At 71.1% G+C, this 25,499-nt stretch carries 27 protein-coding genes, 1 tRNA gene and 1 riboswitch; of the genes, 19 read left to right on the top strand and 9 right to left on the bottom strand.

Going from position 1 to position 25,499, the window contains the following annotated elements:
- Positions 1–69: 69 nt before the first annotated feature.
- Positions 70–143, top strand: a tRNA-Pro gene (locus tag AC1DX8_RS03065).
- Positions 144–278: 135 nt separating this feature from the next.
- On the opposite strand, the gene AC1DX8_RS03060 is transcribed toward AC1DX8_RS03065, so the two are convergent.
- Entirely contained in the window at positions 279–1,040 is a 762-nt protein-coding gene (locus AC1DX8_RS03060) for a class I SAM-dependent methyltransferase (RefSeq protein ID WP_477628428.1), read from the bottom strand.
- A 9-nt stretch (positions 1,041–1,049) separates the two neighbouring features.
- Positions 1,050–1,694: a DUF2461 domain-containing protein gene (locus AC1DX8_RS03055; protein ID WP_477628427.1), complete on the bottom strand. Its 645-nt coding sequence runs from the start codon at positions 1,692–1,694 to the stop codon at positions 1,050–1,052.
- A gap of 33 nt (positions 1,695–1,727) precedes the next feature.
- Between AC1DX8_RS03055 and AC1DX8_RS03050 the strand changes: the two genes are divergently transcribed.
- Complete coding sequence (locus tag AC1DX8_RS03050; RefSeq protein WP_477628426.1) at positions 1,728–2,177, top strand: YdeI/OmpD-associated family protein; 450 nt, start codon at positions 1,728–1,730, stop codon at positions 2,175–2,177.
- Between the two features lie 11 nt (positions 2,178–2,188).
- Here AC1DX8_RS03050 and AC1DX8_RS03045 read toward each other — a convergent pair whose 3' ends face one another.
- The gene (locus tag AC1DX8_RS03045) at positions 2,189–3,331 is read right to left on the bottom strand and encodes a MalY/PatB family protein (RefSeq protein WP_477628425.1); all 1,143 of its coding nucleotides are present in this window, start codon (positions 3,329–3,331) and stop codon (positions 2,189–2,191) included.
- A 41-nt stretch (positions 3,332–3,372) separates the two neighbouring features.
- On the opposite strand from AC1DX8_RS03045, the gene clsA reads away from it, so the two are divergent.
- The 10 genes from clsA to gcvP all read left to right on the top strand — a co-directional run bounded on the left by clsA (position 3,373) and on the right by gcvP (position 12,247).
- Positions 3,373–3,987, top strand: a complete 615-nt coding sequence (clsA, locus tag AC1DX8_RS03040; RefSeq protein WP_477628424.1) for a cardiolipin synthase ClsA — start codon at positions 3,373–3,375, stop codon at positions 3,985–3,987.
- Positions 3,984–4,970: a DUF881 domain-containing protein gene (locus AC1DX8_RS03035; protein ID WP_477628423.1), complete on the top strand. Its 987-nt coding sequence runs from the start codon at positions 3,984–3,986 to the stop codon at positions 4,968–4,970. Before clsA ends, AC1DX8_RS03035 begins: the two co-directional genes overlap by 4 nt.
- Positions 4,967–5,299: a small basic family protein gene (locus AC1DX8_RS03030; protein ID WP_056920954.1), complete on the top strand. Its 333-nt coding sequence runs from the start codon at positions 4,967–4,969 to the stop codon at positions 5,297–5,299. Before AC1DX8_RS03035 ends, AC1DX8_RS03030 begins: the two co-directional genes overlap by 4 nt.
- Positions 5,296–6,078, top strand: a complete 783-nt coding sequence (locus tag AC1DX8_RS03025) for a DUF881 domain-containing protein (protein ID WP_477628422.1) — start codon at positions 5,296–5,298, stop codon at positions 6,076–6,078. Before AC1DX8_RS03030 ends, AC1DX8_RS03025 begins: the two co-directional genes overlap by 4 nt.
- Before the next feature lie 53 nt (positions 6,079–6,131).
- Positions 6,132–6,521 (top strand): glycine cleavage system protein GcvH, encoded by a 390-nt coding sequence (gene gcvH / locus AC1DX8_RS03020; RefSeq protein WP_477628421.1) that lies wholly within the window; start codon positions 6,132–6,134, stop codon positions 6,519–6,521.
- Between the two features lie 110 nt (positions 6,522–6,631).
- Positions 6,632–7,087: an FHA domain-containing protein gene (locus tag AC1DX8_RS03015; RefSeq protein ID WP_477628420.1), complete on the top strand. Its 456-nt coding sequence runs from the start codon at positions 6,632–6,634 to the stop codon at positions 7,085–7,087.
- Positions 7,088–7,138: 51 nt separating this feature from the next.
- On the top strand, positions 7,139–7,840 hold the full coding sequence (gene ftsR / locus AC1DX8_RS03010; protein WP_477628419.1) for a transcriptional regulator FtsR: 702 nt from the start codon (positions 7,139–7,141) through the stop codon (positions 7,838–7,840).
- A 19-nt stretch (positions 7,841–7,859) separates the two neighbouring features.
- Complete coding sequence (locus AC1DX8_RS03005; RefSeq protein ID WP_477628418.1) at positions 7,860–8,357, top strand: bifunctional nuclease family protein; 498 nt, start codon at positions 7,860–7,862, stop codon at positions 8,355–8,357.
- Positions 8,358–8,529: 172 nt separating this feature from the next.
- Entirely contained in the window at positions 8,530–9,111 is a 582-nt protein-coding gene (locus AC1DX8_RS03000) for a MerR family transcriptional regulator (RefSeq protein ID WP_477628478.1), read from the top strand.
- Positions 9,112–9,185: 74 nt separating this feature from the next.
- Positions 9,186–9,292, top strand: a riboswitch (glycine riboswitch).
- Between the two features lie 72 nt (positions 9,293–9,364).
- Entirely contained in the window at positions 9,365–12,247 is a 2,883-nt protein-coding gene (gene gcvP / locus AC1DX8_RS02995) for an aminomethyl-transferring glycine dehydrogenase (RefSeq protein ID WP_477628417.1), read from the top strand.
- 3 nt (positions 12,248–12,250) lie between these two features.
- Here gcvP and AC1DX8_RS02990 read toward each other — a convergent pair whose 3' ends face one another.
- Both AC1DX8_RS02990 and AC1DX8_RS02985 read right to left on the bottom strand, forming a co-directional pair.
- Positions 12,251–15,340: an AAA family ATPase gene (locus AC1DX8_RS02990; protein ID WP_477628416.1), complete on the bottom strand. Its 3,090-nt coding sequence runs from the start codon at positions 15,338–15,340 to the stop codon at positions 12,251–12,253.
- A complete protein-coding gene (locus AC1DX8_RS02985) occupies positions 15,337–16,521 on the bottom strand; it encodes an exonuclease SbcCD subunit D (protein WP_477628415.1) in 1,185 nt (394 codons plus the stop codon). The genes AC1DX8_RS02990 and AC1DX8_RS02985 overlap by 4 nt, the downstream gene beginning before the upstream one ends.
- A 136-nt stretch (positions 16,522–16,657) precedes the next feature.
- Between AC1DX8_RS02985 and AC1DX8_RS02980 the strand changes: the two genes are divergently transcribed.
- From AC1DX8_RS02980 to AC1DX8_RS02970, 3 genes are all read left to right on the top strand, one after another.
- On the top strand, positions 16,658–18,139 hold the full coding sequence (locus tag AC1DX8_RS02980; RefSeq protein ID WP_477628414.1) for a glutamate-cysteine ligase family protein: 1,482 nt from the start codon (positions 16,658–16,660) through the stop codon (positions 18,137–18,139).
- A gap of 101 nt (positions 18,140–18,240) precedes the next feature.
- Positions 18,241–18,804 carry a hypothetical protein gene (locus AC1DX8_RS02975; protein ID WP_477628413.1) on the top strand — a complete coding sequence of 188 codons (564 nt, stop codon included), beginning with the start codon at positions 18,241–18,243 and terminating at the stop codon, positions 18,802–18,804.
- A complete protein-coding gene (locus AC1DX8_RS02970; protein ID WP_477628412.1) occupies positions 18,801–19,436 on the top strand; it encodes an RES family NAD+ phosphorylase in 636 nt (211 codons plus the stop codon). The genes AC1DX8_RS02975 and AC1DX8_RS02970 overlap by 4 nt, the downstream gene beginning before the upstream one ends.
- A gap of 12 nt (positions 19,437–19,448) precedes the next feature.
- Here AC1DX8_RS02970 and AC1DX8_RS02965 read toward each other — a convergent pair whose 3' ends face one another.
- Positions 19,449–20,081 carry a histidine phosphatase family protein gene (locus AC1DX8_RS02965; RefSeq protein ID WP_477628411.1) on the bottom strand — a complete coding sequence of 211 codons (633 nt, stop codon included), beginning with the start codon at positions 20,079–20,081 and terminating at the stop codon, positions 19,449–19,451.
- A 25-nt stretch (positions 20,082–20,106) separates the two neighbouring features.
- Here AC1DX8_RS02965 and AC1DX8_RS02960 point away from each other — a divergent pair, with 25 nt between their 5' ends.
- Genes AC1DX8_RS02960 through AC1DX8_RS02950 form a run of 3 tightly spaced genes read left to right on the top strand, consistent with a single transcriptional unit; the run spans position 20,107 to position 21,940 of the window.
- Complete coding sequence (locus AC1DX8_RS02960) at positions 20,107–20,952, top strand: PhzF family phenazine biosynthesis protein (RefSeq protein ID WP_477628410.1); 846 nt, start codon at positions 20,107–20,109, stop codon at positions 20,950–20,952.
- Positions 20,952–21,491 (top strand): DUF1697 domain-containing protein, encoded by a 540-nt coding sequence (locus tag AC1DX8_RS02955; protein WP_477628409.1) that lies wholly within the window; start codon positions 20,952–20,954, stop codon positions 21,489–21,491. Before AC1DX8_RS02960 ends, AC1DX8_RS02955 begins: the two co-directional genes overlap by 1 nt.
- Positions 21,491–21,940, top strand: a complete 450-nt coding sequence (locus AC1DX8_RS02950; RefSeq protein ID WP_477628408.1) for an OsmC family protein — start codon at positions 21,491–21,493, stop codon at positions 21,938–21,940. The genes AC1DX8_RS02955 and AC1DX8_RS02950 overlap by 1 nt, the downstream gene beginning before the upstream one ends.
- Here the strand turns inward: AC1DX8_RS02950 and AC1DX8_RS02945 are convergent.
- Genes AC1DX8_RS02945 through tdh form a run of 3 tightly spaced genes read right to left on the bottom strand, consistent with a single transcriptional unit; the run spans position 21,937 to position 24,759 of the window.
- Entirely contained in the window at positions 21,937–22,500 is a 564-nt protein-coding gene (locus AC1DX8_RS02945) for a dihydrofolate reductase family protein (RefSeq protein WP_477628407.1), read from the bottom strand. The genes AC1DX8_RS02950 and AC1DX8_RS02945 overlap by 4 nt on opposite strands.
- Positions 22,501–22,509: 9 nt before the next feature.
- A complete protein-coding gene (locus AC1DX8_RS02940; protein WP_477628406.1) occupies positions 22,510–23,718 on the bottom strand; it encodes a glycine C-acetyltransferase in 1,209 nt (402 codons plus the stop codon).
- A gap of 3 nt (positions 23,719–23,721) precedes the next feature.
- Positions 23,722–24,759, bottom strand: coding sequence for an L-threonine 3-dehydrogenase (gene tdh / locus AC1DX8_RS02935; protein ID WP_477628405.1), 1,038 nt, complete (start codon positions 24,757–24,759; stop codon positions 23,722–23,724).
- A gap of 118 nt (positions 24,760–24,877) precedes the next feature.
- On the opposite strand from tdh, the gene AC1DX8_RS02930 reads away from it, so the two are divergent.
- The gene (locus tag AC1DX8_RS02930) at positions 24,878–25,498 is read left to right on the top strand and encodes an L-threonylcarbamoyladenylate synthase (RefSeq protein ID WP_477628404.1); all 621 of its coding nucleotides are present in this window, start codon (positions 24,878–24,880) and stop codon (positions 25,496–25,498) included.
- Position 25,499 lies beyond the last annotated feature (1 nt).

The following is a 25,499-nucleotide window of genomic DNA, read 5'->3' as shown; positions in this document are numbered from 1 at the left end:
TATGCCGTGCGCTAAGGTTTCGTTCGCTCCCGCGGTCCTGCTCCGGCTGGATTCCGCGTGGGCAAGCCACGGGCTGTGGCGCAGCTTGGTAGCGCACTTGACTGGGGGTCAAGGGGTCGCAGGTTCAAATCCTGTCAGCCCGACGAACGGGGTCCGACTTGTCCACACACTTCGGGCCCCGTTTTCACGCCCCGCTCCGGCGCTGGTGTGTGCCGAGATCCCACCTCTCGGCCCACAGCACCCCTGAATGGCCCGAGAGCTGGGATCTCGGAGGCGACTCAGCGCGCGCGACCGGTGGCGACCCAAGCCGAGGCGGTCAGTGTGAACGGGCCGTCGGGAAGCCGTCGGGCGCACTCGGCCTTCAACGCCTCCCGCCCCGTCTCGTCGAGGTCGGCGACGTACCCGCCAGCGGGACCGACGCCGTAGGTGAACGGCTCCCACCACTCGTCGACGCCGGAGAAGGCCACGTCCACTGACAGCACCCCCGCGCTGACGTCGACCAGCGCGGCCTGCCTGAACAGCTCGGCCAGGTGACCTTCGCGCGCCCCGGCCAACCCGCGCTCGGCCCCGGCGAGCGGGTCGAGCTCGTGCACGGCATCCCAGAACAGCGACAGCGGGCCGCCACCGCCGGCGTGGTCCCAGACGCAGGCCGAGACCGTCCCACCCGAGCGGGTCACCCGGCCCATCTCGCGCAGCCCGGTCACCGGGTCGCGCATGAAGTGCACGACCAGCTGGGCCAGCGCGGCATCGAACGACCCGTCGTCCCACGGGAGCTCTTCCGCGCTCCCCGCCCGCGCGTCGACGTCCGGCAGTCGCTCGTGGAGAGCCGCGACGAACGACTGCGACGGGTCGATGGCGGCGACGTGGTCCGCGCCGACCAGGTCGACCAGCACCGCCGTCAACGCGCCGGGGCCGGCGCCCACGTCGAGCACGCGCTGACCGACCGATACCCCGGCGGCCTCGACGAACGCCGGTGCCAGCGGCTCGGAGAAGCGCCCCATGAAGCTGCCGTATGCCGCGGCCGTCACCTCGAAGCCCATCGTCCGACGCTACTCGTGAACGTGCTCGGACATCCAGCCCACCAGCGGGCGAACCTGCCGCCACGAGGCGCGCACGTGGTCGACTGCCTCGGGCGTGGACAGCCACGATGTGGTGCCGACGCGCTGGATGGCCATCATCTCCTTGCGCCGCAGGAGCTCGAGCCGAGGGTGGTCTGCCGCGAAGCCCTTCGGGCGGGTCTTGAGCGAGTCACCCTCGAGTGCGAAGCCAGCGGCGACCAGCTCGGCCGCAACCGTCTCGAGTCGGGCACCGGACGTGGGTGCGTCGACGGCCGCGCGGTAGCGGCTCGTCTCGGCGGGGGAGTGCGCCCGGAACCCGCCACCCACCGCCAGCCCGTCACCGCTGACCTGCACGTAGTAGCCCACCCCCGTGGCGACACCGACGAACGCACCCTGATGGCTCTTGTACGGCGACTTGTCATGGCTGAACCGGATGTCGCGGTTCGGGCGGAACAGCCGGGCCGGTCCGAACTCGTCCTCCAGTGCATCGGCCAGGGCGAGCATCGGATCCCGCACGTCGCGCTCCCACTGCGCCTTGTGCTGAGCCCAGAACTCCTTGGTGTTGGTCACCTCAAGCTCCTGGTAGAACGTCACGCCCCATGGGGGAAAGCCACCAAACCCAGCACCGTCAGCCATGCGCCCACTGTGGCACGCGGCATACTCGGCCGCATGAAGTTCACCGCCGAGGTGCTGCAGACGGGGAAGACGACCACGGGCCTGGTCGTGCCCGACGAGGTCGTCGACGAGCTCGGCGGCGGCAAGCGACCGAAGGTGAGCGTCACCGTCAACGGCAAGACCTACCGCAGCAGCGTTGCGTCGATGGGTGGCCGCCACCTGGTCGGCGTCAGTGCGGAGAACCGCGCCCTGACCGGGGTCTCGGGCGGCGACGTCGTCGAGGTCACGCTCGAACTCGACACCGCTCCGCGTGAGGTGGAGATGCCCGAGGACTTCGCCGCCGCGTTGGAGGTCGTGCCGGAGGCGAAAGCCGTCTTCGCCCGACAGTCCTTCAGCCACCAGCGCGCCCACGTCGACGCGATCAACGGCGCGAAGGCTCCCGAGACGCGTCGGAGGCGGATCGACAAGGCCGTCGAGATGCTGCAGGCACAGGCGGAGCGCTGAGCCCTCCCGAGCTAGAGCGCAGCCGCGATCCGGCTGATGGCCTCGCGGACGATGTCGGGCGACGTCCCGAAGTTCAGGCGCGCGTGTCCGGCGCCACCGTGACCGAAGCCGGGACCGGGGTGCAGCGCGACTCGAGCGCGCTCGCGCAGCACTGCCGCCGGATCGTCACCGAGGCCCAGCGCGGTGAAGTCGAGCCACGCGAGGAACGTCCCGTCAGGCACCCGGTAACCCACGTCGGGCAGCTGCTCCGCCAGCAGGCTGGCCAGCAGCTGCCGGTTGGCGTCGAGCCCGGCCAGCAGCGCGTCCAGCCACGGCCCACCGTCGAGGTAGGCCGCGCGGTGGGCGATCACCCCGAGGTGGCTCGCTCCGTGCGAGACCTCCTCGGGGATGCGTGCCAGGTCGGCGACGGCGTCCGGACCGGGCACGGCCATCGCCGCCTTGAGCCCGGCGAGGTTGAACGCCTTCGACGCCGACATCAGCGCGATGGCCCGCGACCCTGCGGGCAGTGACGCCACCGGCGTGAAGGTCGCGGGCGCGTGCACCACTGGCGCGTGGATCTCGTCGGCCACCACCCGCACGCCGAACGACTCCGCCAGCTCGAGGGCTGCCGTGAGCTCGGCGGGGGTGTGCACGGCGCCCGTCGGGTTCTGCGGGTTGCACAACAGGTATGCCGCGCGGCCGCCCCCGCCAGCCGCCTCGCCGAGCGCCCACTCCAGCGACCCGAGGTCGAGCCGACCGGTCTCCCCCAGGGGTGCCTCGACGACCCGGTGCCCGAGGTGGGTGATGAACTGGAAGAAAGGCGGGTAGACGGGGGAGTTGACCACCACCGCCGATCCGGGGTCCGTGACGAGCTTGAGGACCTCCACCACGCCGAGCATCACGTCAGGGACGATCTCCATCGTGGCGGGGTCGGGCTCCCATCCCCAGCGGTTCGCAGCGAAGGCGGACAAGGCCTCGGCGTAGTCGGCCGCCCACGGGTAGCCGGTGTCGCCACTCGACATGGCGTCGGCCACCGCACGCCGGATCGGCTCGGCCGGCACGACGTCCATCTCGGCGACCCACAACGGCAGGATGTCCGGGTCGTACAGCCGCCACTTGACGCTGCGGCGCTCACGCAGCTGCTCCAGACCCGGGCCGACCAGCGGGTTGTCCATGCCTGCGAACTCTACGGGGGGCTGGCGGTTAGGCTGCCATCGTGTCAGCACCAGGAGATCGGGGGAGGGTCGTCAGCGAGCCCGCCGTGTCCGACCGTGTGCTGACCCTGCCCAACGTGCTGTCGGTGCTGCGGCTGGTCGGTGTGCCCATCTTCCTCTGGGCGATCTTGTCCGAGCACGACGTCCTCGCGCTGGTCGTCCTCATGCTCTCCGGGGTCAGCGACTACCTCGACGGCAAGATCGCCCGCCGGTTCGGCATGGAGTCGCGGCTCGGCCAGCTGCTCGACCCGTTCGCTGACCGCCTCTACATCGCGACGACCCTCTTCGGCCTTGCGTGGCGCGAGATCATCCCCTGGTGGCTCGTCCTCGCCCTCGTCGGGCGCGAGCTGCTCCTCGCCGGGGTGCTGTGGCGGATCAAGCGCTACGGCCAGACCGGGCTGCCCGTGCACTTCGTCGGCAAGGCCGCCACCTTCAACCTCCTCTACGCATTCCCCCTGCTGCTGCTGGGTGAGGGCTCCAGCACCTTCGCCGAGTGGGCCCTGCCGATCGGCTGGGCGTTCGCGTGGTGGGGCACCGTCCTGTACTGGGTTGCCGGCGTGATGTACATCGTGCAGGCCCGGCAGGTGGTGGCCGCACACACGGTGCCGGCGTCATGAGCACACCTCCGACCTCGCACCGCGACGCCGCCCCGCCGACCACCACCCCCGGTCGACGGCCCGACGAGTCCATGACGTTGCTCATCTCGATGATGGAGCGCCCCCTCGACCCCGGGTATGCCGCGGCCGCCGCCCAGCGCGAGGCCGCCGGACTGCCCGCGAGCACCGGCACGCGCACCGTCACGGTGGCCGTGGCCGCACTGGTGACCGGCCTGCTGCTCACCCTCGGTGCGGTGGCCCTGCGCACGCCGTCGACCTCAGCGATCCGCGCAAAGGCCAACCTGGTGAGCCAGATCGAGACCCGCCGCGCAGGGGTGGACCGCCAGGAGGCTCACCTTCGCTCCGTGCAGGCCGAGGTGGACCGGCTCCAGTCGCAGGCGCTCGGGCAGGACGAGTCCTCGCTCCAGACCAGGCTGGCCGCCCTCACCCTCGCCTCCGGCGCCGAGGGCGTCACCGGACCTGGCCTCACCGTGCAGCTCGACAACGCTCCCGGCAGCGACGGCACGAGCGCCGACGGCAACCCGCGCACCGACGCCGCCAAGGACGAGGGCAAGGTCTTCTCGAAGGACCTGCAGATCGTCGTCAACGGGCTGTGGGAGGCAGGCGCAGAGGCGATCGCCGTGAACGGCCAGCGGCTCACGTCGAGGTCGGCCATCCGGTTCGCCGGCGAGGCCATCCTCGTCAACTACCGCCCGCTGGCCAGGCCGTACCGGATCAGCGTGATCGGCGACCCGCAGGACCTGCAGGCCGAGTTCGCCGCCAACGACGGCGGCGCGTACGCGCGCGCCCTCCAGGACAACTACGGCATCCGTGTTTCCATTGACGTGGCCAAGAGCCTGTCCCTGCCGGCCGCGACCTCGCTCATGGTCCGTGCGGCGACGGTGCCGAAGCCCCGGGCCAGCGGGTCGACGCCCAGCGGGTCGACCACCACGACGACCCCGTCCACGAAGCCCACCCCGTCCACGTCGGAGAGTTCACCGTGATACCCCTGCTCGGCCTGATCGGCGGCGTGCTGGTCGGACTCCTCTGGGGTCCCGACGTGCCCGTCGCCCTGCAGCCCTACCTGCCCATCGCCGTCATCGCGGCCCTGGACGCCGTGTTCGGTGCGGTGCGTGCGGTCCTTGACGGCATCTTCAACGACAAGGTCTTCGTCGTCTCGTTCCTCGCCAACGTCGTGGTGGCCGCGTTCATCGTCTTCCTCGGTGACCAGCTCGGTGTCGGGTCGCAGCTGAGCACCGGAGTCGTCGTCGTCCTCGGCGTCAGGATCTTCTCCAACGTCGCCTCCATCCGCAGGCACCTGTTCAAGGCATGAGCGACGCGGGCGGCGGGCGAGGACCCAGGGGCACCGACGGCGGCCCCGATGACACCACGGGCTCGTGGCACCGGCTGCTGCGCATGGCGCGACCCCGGGCCACCCGCGCCAACGTCTTCGCAGCCCTGCTCGCCATCGTGCTCGGCTTCGCCATCGCCACCCAGGTGCAGCAGACCAACCAGAGCGGCCTGGAGCAGCTGCGCGAGGACGAGCTGGTCCGCATCCTCGACGACGTGAGCCAGGAGCAGGACCGCCTCGCCTCCGACACGCGCGAGCTGGAGACCAGCCGCGACCGCCTCGTGTCGGGTGTCGACTCCAGCGCGGAGGCCCTCAAGTCTGCGCAGGAGCGGCTCGACACCCTCGGCATCCTGACCGGCACCGCACCGGCCACGGGGCCGGGCATCGTCATCAACATCAACGACCCCGACCACAAGGTCACCGCCGCACGCCTGCTCGACGCGCTCCAGGAGCTGCGCGACGCCGGAGCCGAGGCGGTGCAGATCGGAGACGTGCGCGTGGTGTCCGACACGTGGTTCGCCGACGCCGACGGTGCCATCGAGATCGGGGGCGAGCGGGTCGAGCCCCCGTACGTCATCACCGCGATCGGTGACAGCGCCACGATGGCCTCCGCGATGGAGATCCCCGGAGGCGTCTCGGAGTCGGTCCGTGGTGACGGAGCACTCCCATCCGTGCGGCAGTCCGACAACCTCGCGATCACCGCGTTGCACAGTCTGAGCGAGCCTCGTTACGCTCGGCCCGTCCCGGCACCCAAGCCCTGACCACCAGCGGGTTGCAGTTGTCGAAACAGCCACCCCTTCCACCGAGGAGCAGCATGAGCGACCTGGACTACCCCCAGGACCTGCGTTACACCGCCGAGCACGAGTGGGTCCGCTCCGGTGACGACGGCACGGTGCGGATCGGGATCACTTCGTTCGCCCAGGACTCGCTCGGTGACGTCGTCTACGTCAGCCTGCCCGCGGTGGGCGACACGGTGGCTGCGGGCGACGCCTGTGGCGAGGTCGAGTCGACCAAGTCCGTGAGCGACCTCTACGCGCCCCTGGCCGGCGAGGTGACCGCGGTGAATGCGTCGCTGGACGCGACCCCCGAGCTGGTCAACACCGACCCCTACGGCGAGGGCTGGATGTATGAGCTCCGCCCCTCCGACGCCGCGGCCGTCGATGCGTTGCTCGACCCGGCGGCATACCAGGCCCAGCTCGGCTGACCCCGCACGTCCGCCGGTTCGCAGAATTGCCTGCGGACGGCACCGGCGCCCCTTTAGGTTTGTGCTTTGCTAGGGGGGCGGACAGAACCACCACGAGGGAGTGCGGATCCATGAACGGCAGCGAGAACGACGAGCAGACGTCCCGGCCCCACGAGCCGACGACGATGCGGCTGCCCGGCATCCACGACCTCGAGCAGGTCGACACCAGCGCCGACGCCGAGGTCGCCCTCAGCAAGGCCGACCAGGCGACCGTCGACGCCCTGCGTCCCGGTACGGCCCTCCTGGTGGTGCTGCGGGGCCCCAACACCGGTGCGCGGTTCCTGCTCGACGACGACGAGGTCAACTCCGGTCGCCACCCCGACAGCGACATCTTCCTCGACGACGTGACCGTGTCGCGCAAGCACGCGACCTTCCGCCGCGTGGGTGACACCTTCGTGGTGCGGGACGTGGGCTCCCTCAACGGCACCTACGTCAACCGTGAGCGGATCGACGAGGTCACGCTCCAGACCGGCGACGAGGTCCAGATCGGCAAGTTCCGCCTCGTGTTCTACGCCGGCAAGGCCTGACGACTGCTCGATCGACGGCCACCGGTGAGTGCTCGCACGACGCGACAGCCCATGACGATCGGCGCCGTCCTCGAGGCGCTGAAGCAGGACTTCCCTGACGTCACGATCTCCAAGATCCGGTTCCTCGAGGCCGAGGGACTCGTGACGCCGGCGCGCACCGGGTCTGGTTACCGCACCTACTCCGCCGCCGACCTCGAACGACTCCGCTATGTCCTCACCGCCCAGCGCGACCACTTCTGGCCGCTCAAGGTGATCGCCGCAGCCCTCGACGCGATGGACCGCGGGCTGACCCCCGAGCGCCACGAGACCGGTATGCCGCGTCCCTCGGTCCCCGTGCCGGTGACCGACCCTGACGTGCCCACGGCCGCCGAGGTCACCGCTGGTGGCACGCTGCGGCTGACGCGCACCGAGCTGGCCTCCTCCGCCGGCCTGGATGCCGCCACCGTCGACGCCCTCGAGACGTTCGGGCTCCTGCACGCCGACGACACGGGACACTTCGGCGACGCCGCGCTCACCGTGGCGCACACGGCGGCCGAGCTCGCGGCCTACGGTCTCGAACCACGTCACCTGCGGCCGTTCCGCACGGCGGCCGACCGCGAGATCGGCCTCGTGCAGCAGGTCGTGACGCCGCACCGGACGACGTCCGGGAAGGGGGCGCGGGCGGGTGCCACGAAGGATCCCACCGGTGACGTGCTGCGGTTGTGCATCGCGCTGCACACGGCCCTGGTCAGGGACGGGCTCCAGCGCGGCTGAACCGGGTTAAGGTGGGAGGGTGAAGGTCCTCGAGGTCCTCGGTGTCCGTGTCGAGATGCCCACCAACCACCCCATCGTCCTGCTCCGCGAGCGAGACGGTGACCGTTACCTGCCGATCTGGATCGGGGCCGCCGAGGCGACGGCCATCGCGTACGCCCAGCAGGGCATCGAACCGCCTCGCCCGCTGACCCACGACCTGATGAAGAACGTCATCGAGGGACTGGGCCACCGCCTCACCGAGGTGCGCATCGTCGAGCTGCGCGACGGTGTCTTCCACGCGGCCCTCATCCTCGACGGCACCACCGAGATCTCGTCGCGGTCCTCGGACGCGATCGCCCTCGCGCTGCGCACCGGCACGACCATCGTGGCGGGGGAGTCGCTGCTCGAGGAGGCCGGGGTCGCGATGTCCGGCGAGGAGGACAAGGACGACGAGGTGGAGAAGTTCCGGGAGTTCCTGGACCACGTCTCCGCCGAGGATTTCGAAACCAAACCGGATGAAACCGGGACAGCTGGCTGAGTTTTCGTGCTCAGCACCCTGAACCTCAAGTGAACATCGAGGGTTGGCCTGGAAGGCGCGACACGCCGAAGGGCCAAGGTCGAGTGGTAGTTGACCTCAGGTTCCGCACCACCGTACCTTCGGCACAGACCGTAATGCGACCGGTGTAGTTACACCAGAGGAGGTGAGTGCTGTGAACCCGAGCAACGAGGCTCCGCACGGCCACACGAGCGTGCCGACTGCGGCACAGGGGCTGTTGTTCACGGACGACCTCCCGGAGCTGAGCGACGACATCGGCTACCGCGGACCCACGGCGTGCAAGGCAGCCGGCATCACCTACCGCCAGCTCGACTACTGGGCACGCACCGGTCTGGTCGAGCCCTCGGTGCGTGGCGCCACGGGCTCAGGCACGCAGCGGCTCTACGGCTTCCGCGACATCCTCGTCCTCAAGGTCGTCAAGCGGCTGCTCGACACCGGGGTCTCGCTCCAGCAGATCCGCGTGGCGATCACCCACCTGCGCGAGCGGGGCGTCGAGGACCTCGCCCAGATCACCCTCATGAGTGACGGCGCGTCGGTCTACGAGTGCACCTCCGCCGACGAGGTCATCGACCTCGTCCAGGGCGGTCAGGGAGTCTTCGGCATCGCCGTCGGGCGCGTCTGGCGCGAGGTCGAGGGCGAGCTCGCCCAGCTGCCGAGCGAGCGCACCGACGACGAGGTTCCCGCCGAGCACCCGGGCGACGAGCTGCGCGAGCGTCGGGCGGCCCGGCTGGCCTGACCGGCCCCTTCCACCACCGTCGGCCCGTCGTCCTCTCGAGGACGGCGGGCCGTGTTGTAGATTGGCACCGCTGAACATCCCGCGCGGGAGAGTCCCCGCGTGCACCCGAAGGGGCGCACGGCGGGGCGCCGAAGGGGCAAACTCCCCGGAACCTCTCAGGCGCCAGGACTGCGTGGGACAGGCACCTCTGGAGCGGCCGGCACGGCGTGACAGATGGGGAGGCGATCCGAGCAATCCGACGTTCAGGAGCCTCATGTCCGCCCAGCCCACCACCGACCTGCCCGAGTTCGCCGGTCGCCACATCGGTCCGTCCGAGTCCGACGTCGATGCCATGCTCGCCGCGGTGAAGCACCCGTCGCTCGAGGCGCTGGTCGACCACGCCCTGCCCGGGGCCATCCGCACCGACGGCCCGCTGCGGGTTGACGCGGCTGCCTCCGAGGCCGCCGTCGTGGAGGAGCTGCGCGGCATCGCGCGCCGCAACCAGGTGATGACCTCGATGATCGGGCTCGGCTACTACGGCACCGTGACCCCTGCCGTGATCCAGCGCAACGTCCTCGAGAACCCCGCGTGGTACACCGCCTACACGCCCTACCAGCCGGAGATCTCGCAAGGACGGCTCGAGGCGCTGCTCAACTTCCAGACCGTCGTCAGCGACCTGACCGGCCTCACCACCTCCGGAGCCTCGCTGCTCGACGAGGGCACGGCCGCAGCGGAGGCGATGACGCTGATGCGGCGTTCCAGCAAGGCCCCCGCCGACGCCGTCCTGCTGGTCGACCAGCACGTCTTCCCCCAGACCCTCGCCGTCATGCAGACCCGCGCGAAGCCGCTCGGACTGGCGGTGGTGGTCGCCGACCTCGCGCGGGTCGACTCCGCCGACACGCTGCGCGCCGCGGCCGGTGAGCGCGCCGTGTTCGGCGTGCTCGTCCAGTACCCGGGTGCCGACGGCGAGCTGCGCGACTGGCGTGCGCTGGCGACCGCGGCGCACGAGGCGGGCGCCCTGGTCACGGCGGCTGCCGACCTGCTCGCGCTGACCCTGGCAACGGCGCCGGGGGAGTGGGGCGCCGATGTCGCCGTGGGCACCAGCCAGCGGTTCGGTGTGCCGATGGGCTTCGGTGGCCCGCACGCCGGCTACATGAGTGTGCGCGCCGGCCTGGAGCGGTCGCTGCCCGGCCGCCTCGTCGGCGTCAGCGTCGACACCGAGGGCGCACCGGCATACCGGCTCGCCCTCCAGACCCGTGAGCAGCACATCCGCCGCGAGAAGGCGACCTCGAACATCTGCACGGCCCAGGTGCTCCTCGCGGTCATGGCGTCGATGTATGCGGTGTACCACGGCCCGACCGGCCTTGCCGCGATCGCGCGGCGGGTCCACGGCCACGCGACCACCCTCGTCGAGGGTCTCGTCGCGGCGGGCGTCGACGTGCAGACGTCCGTCTACTTCGACACCGTCACGGTGGCCGTGCCGGGTCGCGCCGACGAGGTGCTCAGCCAGGCCGCCCAGCGCGGGGTCAACCTGTGGCGCGTCGACGCGGACCGGGTCTCGATCAGCGTCGACGAGACGACCGACCTGCGTGACCTCGAAGCCGTCTGGAGCGCCTTCGGCGCCACCGGTCCGGGCGAGGTCACGATCGCTGACCTCCACTGGCCGGCCGAGCTGGTCCGCACCAGCGACTACCTCACCCACCCCGTGTTCAGCAGCCACCACAGCGAGACCTCGATGCTGCGTTACCTGCGCCGACTCTCCGACCGAGACTTCGCGCTCGACCGCGGCATGATCCCCTTGGGCTCCTGCACCATGAAGCTCAACGCCACCACCGAGATGGTCGCGGTGACCTGGCCCGAGTTCGCCCACCTGCACCCGTTCGCACCGGCGCACCAGACCGAGGGCATCCGTGACCTCATCGGCGAGCTCTCCGACTGGCTCTGCGAGATCACCGGCTACGACGCCGTCTCGCTGCAGCCGAACGCCGGCTCCCAGGGTGAGTTCGCCGGGTTGCTGGCCATCCACGCCTACCACGAGGCGAACGGCCAGGCCCAGCGCAACATCTGCCTCATTCCCGCCAGCGCGCACGGCACCAACGCCGCCTCGGCGGTGATGGCCGGCATGAAGGTGGTCGTCGTCAAGACCGCCGCCGGTGGGGACGTCGACATGGACGACCTGCGGGCGAAGGTCGAGCAGCACCGCGACGAGCTCGCGGCGATCATGGTCACGTACCCGTCCACGCACGGCGTGTTCGAGGACACGATCACCGAGCTGTGTGCGCTCGTGCACGACGCCGGTGGGCAGGTCTACGTCGACGGGGCGAACCTCAACGCACTGGTCGGGCTGGCCCGGCCGGGCAAGTTCGGCGCCGACGTCTCGCACCTCAACCTGCACAAGACCTTCTGCATCCCGCACGGCGGCGGAGGGCCCGGAGTCGGACCGGTCGCGGTGCGGTCGCACCTGGCGCCACACCTGCCGAACCACCCCTTGGCGGCGGAGGCTGGTCCGGAGACCGGTGTCGGTCCCATCTCCGCCGCCCCCTACGGCTCGGCGAGCATCCTGCCGATCTCGTGGGCCTACGTGCGGCTGATGGGCGGCGCTGGTCTGACGCGAGCCACCCAGGTGGCCATCCTCAACGCCAACTACATCGCCACCCGACTGCGTGAGCACTACCCGGTGCTGTACTCGGGTCACGACGGTGTGGTCGCCCACGAGGGCATCCTCGACCTGCGTGACCTCACCCGACGCAGCGGAGTCACGGTCGACGACGTGGCCAAGCGGCTCATCGACTACGGCTTCCACGCGCCCACCATGTCGTTCCCGGTGGCCGGGACGCTGATGGTCGAACCCACCGAGAGCGAGGACCGCTACGAGATCGACCGGTTCTGCGACGCCATGATCGCCATCCGGCACGAGATCGCCGAGGTCGAGGCCGGTGAGGTCGCTGTCGCCGACAGCATGCTGCGCAACGCTCCCCACACGGCCAAGGCCCTCGCAGGCAAGTGGGAGTACCCGTACGAGCGCTCGGCGGCGGCCTTCCCGGTGGGGGTCGAGGCAGCCGACAAGTACTGGCCCCCGGTGGGACGCATCGACGGGGCCTACGGCGACCGCAACCTGGTCTGCAGCTGCCCGCCGCCCGAGGCGTTCGAGAGCTGAGGCTCAGGCCGCCGGCGTGGCTTCGTCGGTGCTGGTCGCCCCGTTCGTGACCAGCACCGACGAGCCGCGCTCGGTCTTGCGGACCACCACCTGGCTGGGGATGCGGGTGCGGAGCTCGGCGACGTGGCTGACGACCCCCACGGCTCGGCCACCTTCCCGCAGGCCGTCGAGCACGACCATCACCTGCTCGAGGCTCTCGTCGTCGAGGGTGCCGAATCCCTCGTCGACGAAGAGTGTCTGGAGGTCGAAGCCGCCGGCCTCCTCACGGACGGCGTCGGCCAGCCCCAGCGCGAGGGCGAGGGAGGCCATGAACGACTCACCGCCGGACAGGGAGGTCGTCGCCCTCGCCTGACCGGTCCACAGGTCGAGCACCTCGAGCCCCAGACCGCTGCGTGCACCCCGCGCGGCGAGCCCGTCGGTGTGGCGGAGCTGGTAGCGGCCCTCGCCCATGTGCGCCAGCCGCTCGTTGGCCAGCACGGCGACCTTCTCGAGGCGGGCAGCGAGGACGAACGCCGACAGCCGCATCCGCAGCTCGTTGCTGGCGCTGGTGCCCGCGACCGTGTCGGCGAGCTCGCGGATGACCTGGTGGTGTGCCTCTGCCTCGGTGATGCGCGCGCACCTGGCCGTGATGCTGCCGCGGACGCGGTCGAGCCCGCTGATGGTGCGACGCACCAACGTGTCTGCGGCCACCGCCGCCGTGTGGGCGGCGTGGGCGGCCTCGCGTGCGGCGGCCAACCCGGCGAGGTCGATCTCTGCCGACGCCAGGGCCTTCTGCACGTCCGGATCGGCCAGCGTGGTGCGGGCCACGACGACGGCCTCGTCGTGGGTGGCGACGGCTGCACGCAGCTGAGCCACCTCCTCGGGGGGCAGCTGCGCGGCGCGCGCCTCGTCGGGACCGCCGAAACCCGCAGCGCTGAAGGAGTCGTCGGTCGCCGTGGCCACCGCGGCCGCGTCGCGCTCGGCCCGGTCGAGCTCCAGGACGGCTGCCGCGTGGGCCCTGGCCGCCGTGACGGCTCTCTCGTGCTGGGTCCGGATCGTGCTGAGCCGGGCGGCGTCGCGCAGCTCGGTGCCCGGTGACGTGCCTCGGACGCCGGTCTCGGCGCAGGGGCAGCGTTCGGCGTGCTCGGTGAGCGCCTCGGCCACGCCCAGGCGCTCGGTGTCCAGCTCGGCCGCGGAGTCTGCGATCCTCGCCGTCAGGGTCGCGCAGGACTGCTGGTCGTCCGCGAGCGTGGCTGACAGGGTGTCGGTCGAGCTCTGCAGCTGGGCCACCCGGTCGCGCACTCCCTCGACGGACCGCGCCAGGACCGTCACCTCGTCGAGCTGCTGACTGGCGGAGCTGACCGCCCCGGCGAGGGCGACCTGGTCACCCGACTCGTCACCGAGCTGATCGCGCAGCTGGACCACGGTGGCGGCGAGGAAGGCCAACGAGCGCTCGGTGGCCGCCACCTCGTCAGCGGCGTGCTGCCACGTGGTCTCTGCCTCGGACACCTCCTCAGCCGTCACCAGATCGGTGGAGGACGCCGGGTGCGGGTGGTCGGGGGCGCCGCACACCGGGCAGGGCAGGCCGTCGCGGAGCCGGCTGGCCAGCTCACCGGCCATGGCGTCGAGGCGGGCCTGGCGGCGGTCCTGGTAGACGTCGCGGAGGTCCTGTGCCCTCGCGCGCTGGTCGGCGAGCAACGCCGTGCCGGTCGTCTGTCGATCGAGGGTCTCGTCGAGGTTGCGGCGGGAGGCGAGGACCGCTCGAGCACGGTCGAGCCGGGCGGTGGCCGCCTCGACCTGCGCGGCGCCCTGCTCTGCGGCGGCCAGGGCCTCGGTCGCGGCCAACAGCTCCGTGGTGAGCTCAGCCACGCGCTGGGAGCTCTGCCCGACCCTGCGGGCACGTGACTCCAGCTCTGCCCGGGCACGGGTGAGGGCACTCTCCCGCTCGCGCACGGTCACCTGGAGGCGCTCGGCGGTCGACAGCACCTGGCCACCGAGCTCGAGACGCTCGACGACGTGCTCGACAGCAGCTGGGCTGCTGCCATCGAGGGCCCACCGGGCCACGTCGGGCAGGGTCGTGGCCACTGCCCGCTGCGCTGCTGCACGGACCGCGGTGACCCGGTCGAGCGCCTTGAGGTCGCCGGCGACGGACGCGGCTCGCCCGGCGAGCTCGAGCCTGCTGGCGGCGGTCTCACGGGCGTCGGTCTGGGCCTCCAGCGCAGCCAGAGCCGCTCGCGCGGCGACCCCGCGGGAGCGGCGCCCCACGGTCTCGGCAGCCAGGGCATGGGCCGTCGAGGCTGCCTCGTCGGCCAGGCGGGTCGCGTCGACGGCGGCCAGTCTCGCGGTCGACCCTTCGTCGAGGGCTCGCCGGGCTTCCGCGAGGGCGGCGGGGAGCTCGCCGAGCGGCAGGTCGGACCACTCGCGCGAGCCACGCTCGAGGTCTGGGGCGTCTGCCAGCACGTCCGCCAGGACGGCCAGCTCGGCGTTGAGGGACGCCCGCTGGTCGGCCACGACCGCTGCGGTCTCCTTGCGCTGGGCCGAGAACCACTCCTCGATGCCGGCAAAGGCAGACACGTCGAAGAGCCGCTCGAGCAACGACCGGCGCTCCTCCGGGGTGGCTCGCAGGAACGCGGCGAAGTCACCCTGGGGGAGGAGCACGACCTTGCTGAACTGGTCGAGGCCCATGCCGAGGACGTCCTTGACGACATCGGCGATCTCGTCGTGCCGGGTGCTCAGGGCCACCCATTCGGCGCCCCGTCGCTCCCAGAGCACCGCCTTGGCCTGCACCTTCGTCTCGCCCCTGCCCCGCGCCTTGGGGCGCAGGAACTCCGGCGAGCGGAGGATCTTGAGGCGACGCCCGGCGGCGGTGAACTCGAGGGTCACCGACGGCACGGCACCCCGCTCCGCGTGGTCGCTGTGCAGCTGCTTCTTCGAGCGCGCACCGGGCACATCGGCATACAACGCGAACGCCACGGCGTCGAGCAGGCTGGTCTTGCCCGCCCCGGTCGCGCCGCGGATCAGGAAGAGGCCGCCGGACGACGCAGCGTCGAGGTCGACCTCGACCGTGCCCGCGAACGGGCCGAAGGCCGTGACCTCCAGCTGGTGCAGCCTCACGCCACACCCCGGCGATCTGCGGGCACGCCCAACGGGAGCTGACCCTCGTCGTCGTGCCCGGCACGCTGCACCCGCACGGCCTCGACGGCGGTCGCGAGCACGGCCTGCTCCTCCTCGGAGGGTCCGTGGCCGGCGCGCACGTGGCCGAGGAACGAGCAGCACACGTCGAGGTCGGACTCGGCCGTCGTGCGCTGCGCGTAGCTGCGCACCGGGGTGGGCGCTCCCTGGGGATCGAACTGGAGCACGAGGGTGTGCGGAAAGCGTCGGCGGAGCTGCTCCATCGCCCCGAGCGGACGTACGGGGTCGGTCAGCGTCACCTGGCACCACGCGCGCTCGGCAGGAGTCAGCCCGGGGTCGGTGAGCAGCAGGTCGATGTCACCCCGCAAGACGGCGAGTGGGCGTTCGACCGGGGCATCGACCGGTTCGGCGCGCATGCCTGACTCGCCGATGTCCACCAGCCACGACCCCTTGGTGTGGCCGGCCTCGCTGAAGGAGAGGGGGACCGGGGACCCGCTGTAGCGCACGCCGTCCTTGACCTGCTGGCGCCCGTGCAGGTGGCCCAGTGCCACGTAGTCGACGGTGCCGAAGACCTTGGGGTGGACGGCCGACACGCCACCCACCGAGATGTCGCGCTCCGAGTCGCTGGTCGCCCCGCCGGTGACGAACGCGTGCGCCATCACGACCGACGGTCCACCGCGCACGGACCGGTCGGCGTCGACCCTGGCCATGGCCGCCCGGAGCACCCCCGCGTGCGACCGCTCGGCGGCACCGAGCTGGTCGGCGGCGACGGCCGGCTCGAGGTAGGGGAGGGGGTAGACGGCCACCCCGTCGACCACCACCGGGACGCCGATCGACGCGGTCGAGGTGCGGATGTGGAGCCCGGCCCGGGAGAGCAGCTCGCTGGCGAACCCGAGACGGATCGCCGAGTCGTGGTTGCCGCTGGAGAGGACGACCTCAGCTCCCGCGTCGATGAGCCGGGTGACGGCCGTCGACAGCAGCTCGACGGTGTCGGGGGAAGGCAGCGCGCGGTCGTAGACGTCGCCCGAGACGAGCACGGCGTCGACCTTCTCCGAGCGCACCGTCTCGACCAGGTGGTCGAGGTGTGCCGCCTGGGCGCCGAGCAGCCCCACCTGGTGGAACGAACGCCCCAGGTGCCAGTCGGAGGTGTGGAGGAACCGCACCCTTGAAGGCTAGGAGAGCGGACCGACAGCCGTTGGCAGGCGCGCCCTGCGCATGGTTAGGTCATCACACATCGTCACATCCTCAGGCAGGGCGCCGCACCGGCGTCGGGGCCGGGGCTACTCCCGAGGAGGTTCCGTGGGCGAAGAGGTCACCGCGCAGAGCTACACGCGCGAGCAGCGCCAGCGGTACCGCGAGAAGGTGCGCCAGAACCTCGACGTCTTCGAACGGATGCTCGCCCAGAGCCAGTTCGAGTTCGACCGGCCGATGACCGGCATGGAGATCGAGCTCAACCTCGTCGACGACGCCTACCAGCCCAAGTTCGCCAACGCCGAGGTGCTCGAGGCGATCGCCGACCCCGGCTACCAGACCGAGCTCGCCCAGTACAACATCGAGCTCAACGTGCCGCCGCGTCCGCTCCCGGGCGACTCGGCCATCGAGCTCGAGGACGAGATGCGGGCCTCGCTCAACGCCGCCAGCGCTGCGGCCGAGAAGCGCGGAGCCCACATCGTCGCGGTCGGCATCCTGCCCACGATCATGCCTGAGCACTTCGAGGGCGAGTGGATCAGCGCCAACAACCGCTACACGGCGCTGAACGACTCGATCTTCTACGCCCGGGGGGAGGACATCTACCTCGACATCGAGGGGCCGACGGGGGAGCGGGTCGCGACCTACTGCGACTCGATCGCGCCCGAGTCGGCGTGCACCAGTGTGCAGCTCCACCTCCAGGTTGCTCCGCAGGACTTCGCCGCGCACTGGAACGCCGCCCAGGCCCTGGTCGCCCCGCAGATCGCCCTGGCGGCCAACTCGCCCTACTTCTTCGGCAAGCGCCTCCACGCCGAGACCCGGATCGAGCTGTTCAGCCAGGCCACCGACACCCGGAGCATCGAGCTCAAGAACCAGGGCGTCCGGCCGCGGGTCTTCTTCGGCGAGCGGTGGATCACCTCGATCTTCGACCTGTTCGAGGAGAACGTCCGCTACTTCCCCGCCCTGCTCGCCGAGGTCAGCGACGAGGACCCCGTGGCCATGCTCGACGCCGGGGAGGCCCCCTCGCTGCCCGAGCTCCGGCTGCACAACGGCACCGTCTATCGCTGGAACCGCCCCATCTACGACATCGTCCACGGGACGCCGCACCTCCGGGTCGAGAACCGCGTCCTGCCGGCCGGACCGACGCTGGTGGACGTCCTGGCCAACGCCGCCTTCTACTACGGCGTCATCCGCAAGCTGGCGTCCGACGACCGTCCCCTGTGGACCAAGATGAGCTTCGCCGCGGCCGAACAGAACTTCCACAACGCCGCGCGCGACGGCATCGAGTCGCGGCTCTACTGGCCGGGGTTCGGCGAGGTGCGGGCCGAGGAGCTGGTGCTCCGGCACCTGCTGCCGATGGCGCACGAGGGGTTGGCCGACTGGGGGGTCTCCCAGGCCGTGCGGGACCGCTACCTGTCCGTCATCGAGGGTCGCTGCACGACGAGCACCAACGGCGCGACGTGGCAGACCGGCGCGGTCGAGCGCCTCGAAGCGACCGGCCTGGACCGGCAGAGTGCCCTGGCCGAGATGCTCCGGCTGTACGCCCAGCACATGCACAGCAACGAGCCGGTGCACACCTGGCCGCTGCCCTGAGGGCGCGCGGCAGTGTCCGGGACGGGCGCTACGCTGTGGGAAAACCTTGACGCCCTTGACGCAGATCGACCTGGGCTCGAGGTCGACCCGCAGGAGGACTGGTGCAGCCACGGACCCGGACGACGACCGACGTGCAGCCGACCGCCGACGTCGAGGCGCTCACCGCCGCCGTGCGCCTACGGGTCGAGCAGCGGGCCGCCGAGCTGTCTGCCCAGGGCCGCCGCCTCGACCTCGGTGACGTCGAGGCCCTCGCCGACCGCATGGTCGCTGCCCTCCCGACCGTCCACCCGCTCGACCAGCCGCTGGGGCCGTTCTACGACACCGCAGGGCTGGTGGCGTGGCTCGGAATCTCGCGTCAGGCGCTCTTCGACCGCGTGCGCCGAGGCACGGTCCTGGCCTGCCGCACCTCTGACGGTCACCTCGTCTACCCGTCACTGCAGTTCGGTCGCAACGGTGCCGTCCGGCCCGGTGTGCAGGACGCCGTCGGTGCGTTCGTCCGCAAGGGAGCCGACGGCTGGTCGATCGGCGCCTGGCTGACGACGCCGTCGGCGGTGTTCGACGGACACAGTGCGGTCGACTTCCTCGTGGTGCACCGATCGTCCCCCACCTCGGTGGCGCGGGTGACGGCGGCCGCCGTGGCCGACGCCGCGCAGTGGGCCGCGTGACGGCGCGGGAGCGGACCGCCCTCGGGCCTCCGCCTGCCTCCCTGGCCGGCTTCCCGGCATACTCCGTCGGCGCTGGCACCGACCTGTTCCGCGCCCACCGGCGGGGCCTCGGCCCGTGGTGGTTCGGCAACGACGGTGCGGGACGCTTCGACCTCCGGGCGCCGCGAGGCACCTGCTACGTCGCGCTCGACCCGCTCAGCGCCCTGCGCGAACGACTCGGCCCCGTGCTGGGCGGGTCGCGGGCGGTCCCGGAGAGCCTCCTGGCCGAGTCGGTGGTCTCCCGCCTGCGACTACCTTCGGCGCGCGACGCGGCCGATGTGCAGGACCGCGGGGCGGCCGAGTTCGGGGTCACCCGCGAGCTCGAGTCGACCGTCCCGTATGCCGTGCCGCAGGCCTGGGCGCGCGCCTTCGACGAGGCGGGGTTCGGGGGAGTGCGGTACGGGCCGCGGTTCACCCCCGGTGACTCGAGCGCCCTGGCCCTCTTCGACGGCGAAGGTGCTCCCGACTGGCCCGTCGACCACGATCCCGTTGCGGCGCAACAGGTCCCGGGAGCTCCTGAGGCGATGCCGAACCCGCGACGCAGCGACCTCACCGTGGTGCGTCCCCCGCGCACGAGGACGACCCGCGACTGACCTGTCGGGTCGTCAGCAGGCCCCGTCAGGGCGGGTGACGGCGGGCCCGTGGTTCCAGACGCGGATCGCGGGCTGCTCGCGCTCGAACTGCAGCACGCTGACCGACCCTGCGTCGAGCAGCAGCTGCGCCCCCAGGCGTGGTTCCTGGCGCAGGAAGACGCTGGTCAGGACGCGCAGGCAGTGGCCGTGGCCGACGAGTGCCACGTCTCCCTGGGCCATGGCGGCGACGGCGCGCTTGATGACGCGGGAGGCACGCGCAGCGACCTCCTCCACCGTCTCACCGGGGGTGGTGCCGGGTGGCACGCCGTCGCGGAAGACGGTCCAGTCGTAGCCGACCTGCTCCCGGATCTGCGCCGTGGTCAGGCCTTCGTAGCCCCCGTAGTCCCACTCCAGGAGGTCGTCGTCGACCTCGGGGGTCAACCCCGCGAGCTCCGCCGTCCGTCTGGCGCGCTGCAACGAGGAGCTGAGGGTGAGGACGAAGTGGTAGTCGGCGACGAGCCGCCCAGCCTGACGGGCGAGCTGCTCGCCGTGCTCGGTCAGCGGCACGTCGGTGCGACCGGTGTGCTTCCCGGACCTCGACCACTCCGTCTCGCCGTGGCGCAGGAGGACGAGTCGGCCATCGGGTGGCGTGGTCGGTGAGGTCACGGCGCCAGTCTGACAGAGTGGGCGCATGCGTTTGAGGTACCGGCTGCTCAACGTCTTCGCGCACGAGGGCGACCCGTTCTCGGGCAACCCGCTCTGCGTCTTCGAGGACGGCTCGGAGCTCTCCGACGACCAGATGCTCGGGCTGGCGCGGCAGTTCAACCTGTCCGAGACGACTTTCCTCGTGCCGCCGGCCGAGGGCGCCGACGTCGGTGTGCGGATCTTCACGACGTCCTTCGAGATGCCCTTCGCCGGTCACCCGACACTCGGCACCGCGCACGTCGCGCGCGAGCTGCACGGTCTCGGTGACCGACTTGGTCTGTCGATGCCCGTTGGCGTGATCCCCGTCGAGGCCCGGGGCGACCGGTGGACCCTCACGGCCAACGCGGGGAAGATCGAGGCGGACCTGCCATCGGACGAGGTGGGGGAGGCGCTGTCGCTCGCACCCGACGACCTGGTCGGGCCGGTGCAGCAGGTCAGCGTGGGCACGTCCCAGCTGATCGCCCAAGCCGCGTCCGTCGACGCGGTCCGGCGCGCCCGCGCGAGGCCCGAGCTCCTTGGTGGGTATGCCGGCATGGGAGCCCGCGGCGGCGAGACGCTGGTGTACGTGTGGTCGCCGGCGGGGGAGGGGCGGATCGTGGCCAGGGCCTTGATCAGCGATGGCCAAACGGTGTCGGAGGATGCCGCCACCGGGTCGGCGTGCTCCAACCTGGGTGCCTGGATGGTCGCGCAGGGCCGCTCGGGTCGGTGGATGGTGAGCCAGGGGGAGCAGGTCTCGCGACCGTCGTCCCTGGACCTGGGCGTCTCCGACCAAGGGACGGTCACGGTCGGCGGACTGGTGCGGGTCGTGGGCTCGGGAGAGGTCGTGCTCTGATGGCCGGCTACATCGTCTTCCTGCGGGCCGTCAACGTCGGCAAGCGGCAGCTCAAGATGGCAGAGGCGCGAGATGTGTTGTCGGACAGCGGATTCGGCGATGTGGAGTCGCACATCCAGACAGGCAACTTCTTCGTGACGTCGCCGCTGCGCAGCGTGGCCGAGCTGGAGGCCGAGGTGGGGCGGGTCCTCGGTGCCCACGCCGGGTTCGACATCGTCGCCATCGCCCGCAGGCCCGCAGAGCTGCCGGCACTGCTCGAGGAGGTGGACGGCATACCCGAGCAGGTGAAGGGCGAGACGAGTCGCTACGTCAGCTTCTGCACGACCGCGCCCACCGCTGCGGCGACCAAGGAGCTCCACGCGCAGGAGGCCGCACGCGAGCGTGCGACGGTGATCGGCAAGGATGTGCTCATGGAGTTCGCGGTGCCGTTCAACGAGGCCAAGCTGACCGGTGCCCGCATCGAGAAGATCCTGGGTGTCCCGGGCACCGCCCGGAACATCAACGTCGTCCGCGCGCTGGCGCAGAAGTGGAGTGCCTGATGGCAGAAGAGACCGGCGGCACGGGACTCGGTCACCGCTCGATCAGCATGACGCGGGTCGAGAAGGGGCTGTACGAGGTGACCAACGCGCGGGGCGGCACGATGCTGCTGGGCGGGGGAGGGGACTCCACCGAGTTCACCCCCGTGGAGCTGTTGCTGGCGGCGATCGCCGGCTGCAGCGCCACTGACGTCGACTTCATCACGGCCAAGCGCGCCGAGCCGGAGGCCTACACGGTGACGGCCGAGGGCGACAAGGTGAGGGACGACAACGGCAACCACCTGGACAACCTCACCGTGCGCTTCTCCGTGCGGTTCCCCGAGGGCGAGGCCGGTGACGCGGCACGCGAGATGCTGCCCAAGGCGATTGCGATGTCGCACGACCGCCTCTGCACCGTGAGCCGTACCGTGGTGATCGGCACCCCGATCGACAGCGGCTTGGCCGAGGACTAGGTCGGCTCGACCACGTAACGCAGGAACACCACGCCGTCCCTGAAGGTGTGCTGCTCGGCCAGCCGCAGGGTGACGGTCGTGCCGAGGGGCAGCGCGGGAGTCCCGCCGCCCACCGACACCGGGTGCAGGTACAGGGAGACCTCGTCGACCAGTCCGGCCCGAAAGGCCTCGGCCGCCAGGGTCGGGCCACCGATGCCGAGATCGGCGACCGCGGTCGCCTTGCGGTGCTGCAGCCCCACTGCATCGAGGTCACGCACCAGCTCGGTCCGAGGCGTGTCGGCAGCAGTCAGGGACGTGGAGACGACCACCTTGTCAGCCGCCTGCCAGATCCGCCGGTAGTCGGCCGAGATCGCCGAGTCGCCGTCGGCGGTGTCGTCCGACGCCCAGTAGCGCATCACCTCCCACATGCGACGGCCGTAGACGTAGGTCCCCAGGGTCCGTTCACGGTCGTTGATGAACGCGTGGACCTCCGCGCTGGGGGCCGCCCAGGCGAAGCTGCCAGCTGCGTCGACGGTGTAGCCGTCGAGCGACGCGATCGCGGAGTACAGCAGCCTGGCCACGGTGACCCCTCAGGCGACCCGGTCGCGCGCTGCCACGAAGGCGGCGACGCAGGCCCGGACGTCGTCCTCGGAGTGGCCGGCGGACAGCTGCACGCGGATGCGCGCCTTGCCCTGCGGCACGACGGGGTAGGAGAAGGCGATCACGTAGACGCCCTGCTCGAGCATGGCGTCGGCCACCTGGGCGGCCAGTCGCGCCCCGTCGTCACCCGGGAACATGACCGGGGTGATGGCGTGCTCACCGGGCAGGAGGGTGAAGCCGGCCTCGGTCATCAGCTCGCGGAAGAGCTGCGAGTTCGTCTGCAACCGCGTGCGCGCCTCCTGCGACCCGGCCGCGATCTCCAGTGCCTTGAGCGAGCCTGCAGCGACGCTGGGGGCGACGGCGTTGGAGAACAGGTAGGGCCGCGACCGTTGCCGCAGCAGGTCGACGATCTCGCGGTGGGAGCTCACGTAGCCGCCCGACGCGCCACCGAGGGCCTTGCCGAGCGTGCCGGTGATGATGTCGACGCGGTCCATCACCCCGAACCGCTCAGGCGTGCCTCGGCCACCCTCGCCCACGAAGCCCACTGCATGGCTGTCGTCGACGAGCACCATCGCGCCGAACTCGTCGGCCAGGTCGCAGATCTGGTCGAGCGGGGCGAGGAACCCGTCCATCGAGAAGACCCCGTCGGTGACGACGACCTTGCGTTTGGCGCCGGCCGCGGTGGCCGCCTCGAGCTGCGCGCGCAGGTCGGTCATGTCGGCGTTCTTGTAGCGGAACCGCTTGGCCTTGGAGAGCCGGATGCCGTCGATGATCGAGGCGTGGTTCAGCTCGTCGGAGATGATCGCGTCGTCGGCGCCGAAGAGGACCTCGAAGACACCGCCGTTGGCGTCGAAGCAGGACGAGTAGAGGATCGTGTCCTCCATCTGGAGGAAGTCCGAGAGAGCACCCTCGAGCTGCTTGTGGAGCTCCTGCGTGCCGCAGATGAACCGCACGCTCGCCATGCCGAACCCCCAGTCCTGCAGGGCTTGTGCCGCAGCCGCCTCGACCTCGGGGTGGTCGGCGAGGCCGAGGTAGTTGTTGGCGCAGAAGTTGAGTGCGTCAGCACTGACCCCGTCGGCGCGCGCGGTCCTGATGTGGGCCGACTGGGGAGACGAGAGCTGCCGCTCGCGCTTGTAGAGCCCGGCTTCCTCGATCTCCCGCAGGGTGGCGGTCAGCTCGTCCTTGACGGTGCCGTACATCGCTCAGCTCCAATCCATGATGACCTTGCCGCACTGCCCGGAACGGGCTGCGGCGAAGGCGTCCTGCCACTGCTCGGCAGGGAGGCGGTGGGTGATGACGGACGCGATCCGGTCCCGCAGGACGGGGGAGTTCCCGAGCATCGAGCTCATCGCGTACCACGTGTCGTACATCTCGCGCCCGTAGATCCCCTTGATGGTGATCATGTGCGTGATGACCCGACCCCAGTCGATGGGGAACGGGTCCTTGGGCAGGCCGAGCATCGCGACCCGTCCGCCGTGGTTCATGTGGGCGAGCATGTCCTCGACCGCGCTCGGCACCCCGGACATCTCCAGGCCGACGTCGAAACCCTCCCTCATCCCGAGCGTCTGCATCGCCTGTCCGAGGTCGGAGGTGCCGGCGTTCACCACGAGGTCGGCCCCGGCGTCCTTGGCCAGCTTCAGGCGGTAGTCGCTCAGGTCGGTGACCACGACGTGCCGGGCGCCCACGTGGCGCGCCAGCGCGGCGGCCATCACGCCGATGGGTCCCGCGCCGGTGATGACGACGTCCTCGCCCGCCATGGGGAAGGACAGCGCCGTGTGGGTGGCGTTGCCCAACGGGTCGAAGACGGCGCCGAGGTCGGGGTCGAGGTCGTCGGGCTGCACCCACACGTTGGAGGCCGGGATGACGACGAAGTCGGCGAACGCTCCATCGCGGTTCACGCCGATTCCCTTGGTGTGGATGCACATGTGCCGCCGGCCCGCGCGGCAGTTGCGGCAGGTGCCACAGACGATGTGGCCCTCGCCGGAGGCTCGCTGGCCGACCTTGACGGAGTCGACGTCCTCACCGACCTCGACGACCTCGCCGTAGAACTCGTGGCCGATCGTCATGGGTGCCTTCACCGTCGAGGCGGCCCAGTCATCCCACTGCTCGAGGTGGAGGTCGGTGCCGCAGAGCCCCGCTCGGAGGACGCGGATCTTGACGTCGGTGGGGCCGGGTTGCGGTTCGGGGACGTCCACCATCTCGAGTCCGGGGCCGGCGTGGGTCTTCACGAGTGCTCGCACGCCGAACAACATAGTCGCCCCGTTCCAGGCCCCGGTATGCCGCGTGGTGGCCACCGCGCGGCCCGGGCGCGCCCCCGTGCGGCGACCGGGCGGCGACCGGGCGGCATACAGTCCTTGCATGGCCCGCTATCTCGACGTGCACCCGGTGGACCCGCAGCCGCGAGCCATCGGACAAGCGGTCCAGCTCATCCGTGACGGTGGGTTGGTCGCCTACCCGACCGACTCCGGGTACGCGCTGGGCTGCGCGCTGGGCAACCAGGAGGGGAAGGAACGGATCGTCCGGATCCGCCACCTCGACGACAAGCACCACTTCACGCTCGTCTGCGCCGACTTCGCCCAGCTGGGGCAGCTCGTCCACATCGACAACCGGGTGTTTCGCGCGATCAAGGCCGCGACCCCCGGGCCGTACACGTTCATCCTGCCGGGCACCAAGGAGGTGCCCCGGCGGCTGCTGCACCCGAAGAAGAAGACGGTCGGGGTGCGGATCCCCGACAACCGCGTCGTGCAGGCTCTGCTGGCCGAGCTGGGGGAGCCGCTGCTGTCGAGCACGCTGATCCTGCCGGACGAGACGGCCCCCATGACCGAGGGCTGGCTGGTCAAGGAGGAGCTCGACCACCAGGTCGATGCGGTGATCGACGCGGGGGAGTGCGGCACCGACCCGACGACCGTGGTCGACTACTCCGACGGCACCCCCGAGGTCACCCGGGTGGGTGCGGGGGACCCGTCGCCCTTCGAGTGAG

The organism is Pedococcus sp. P2_A3 (assembly GCF_056405035.1).
This window is presented reverse-complemented; position numbering and strand designations above follow the sequence as displayed.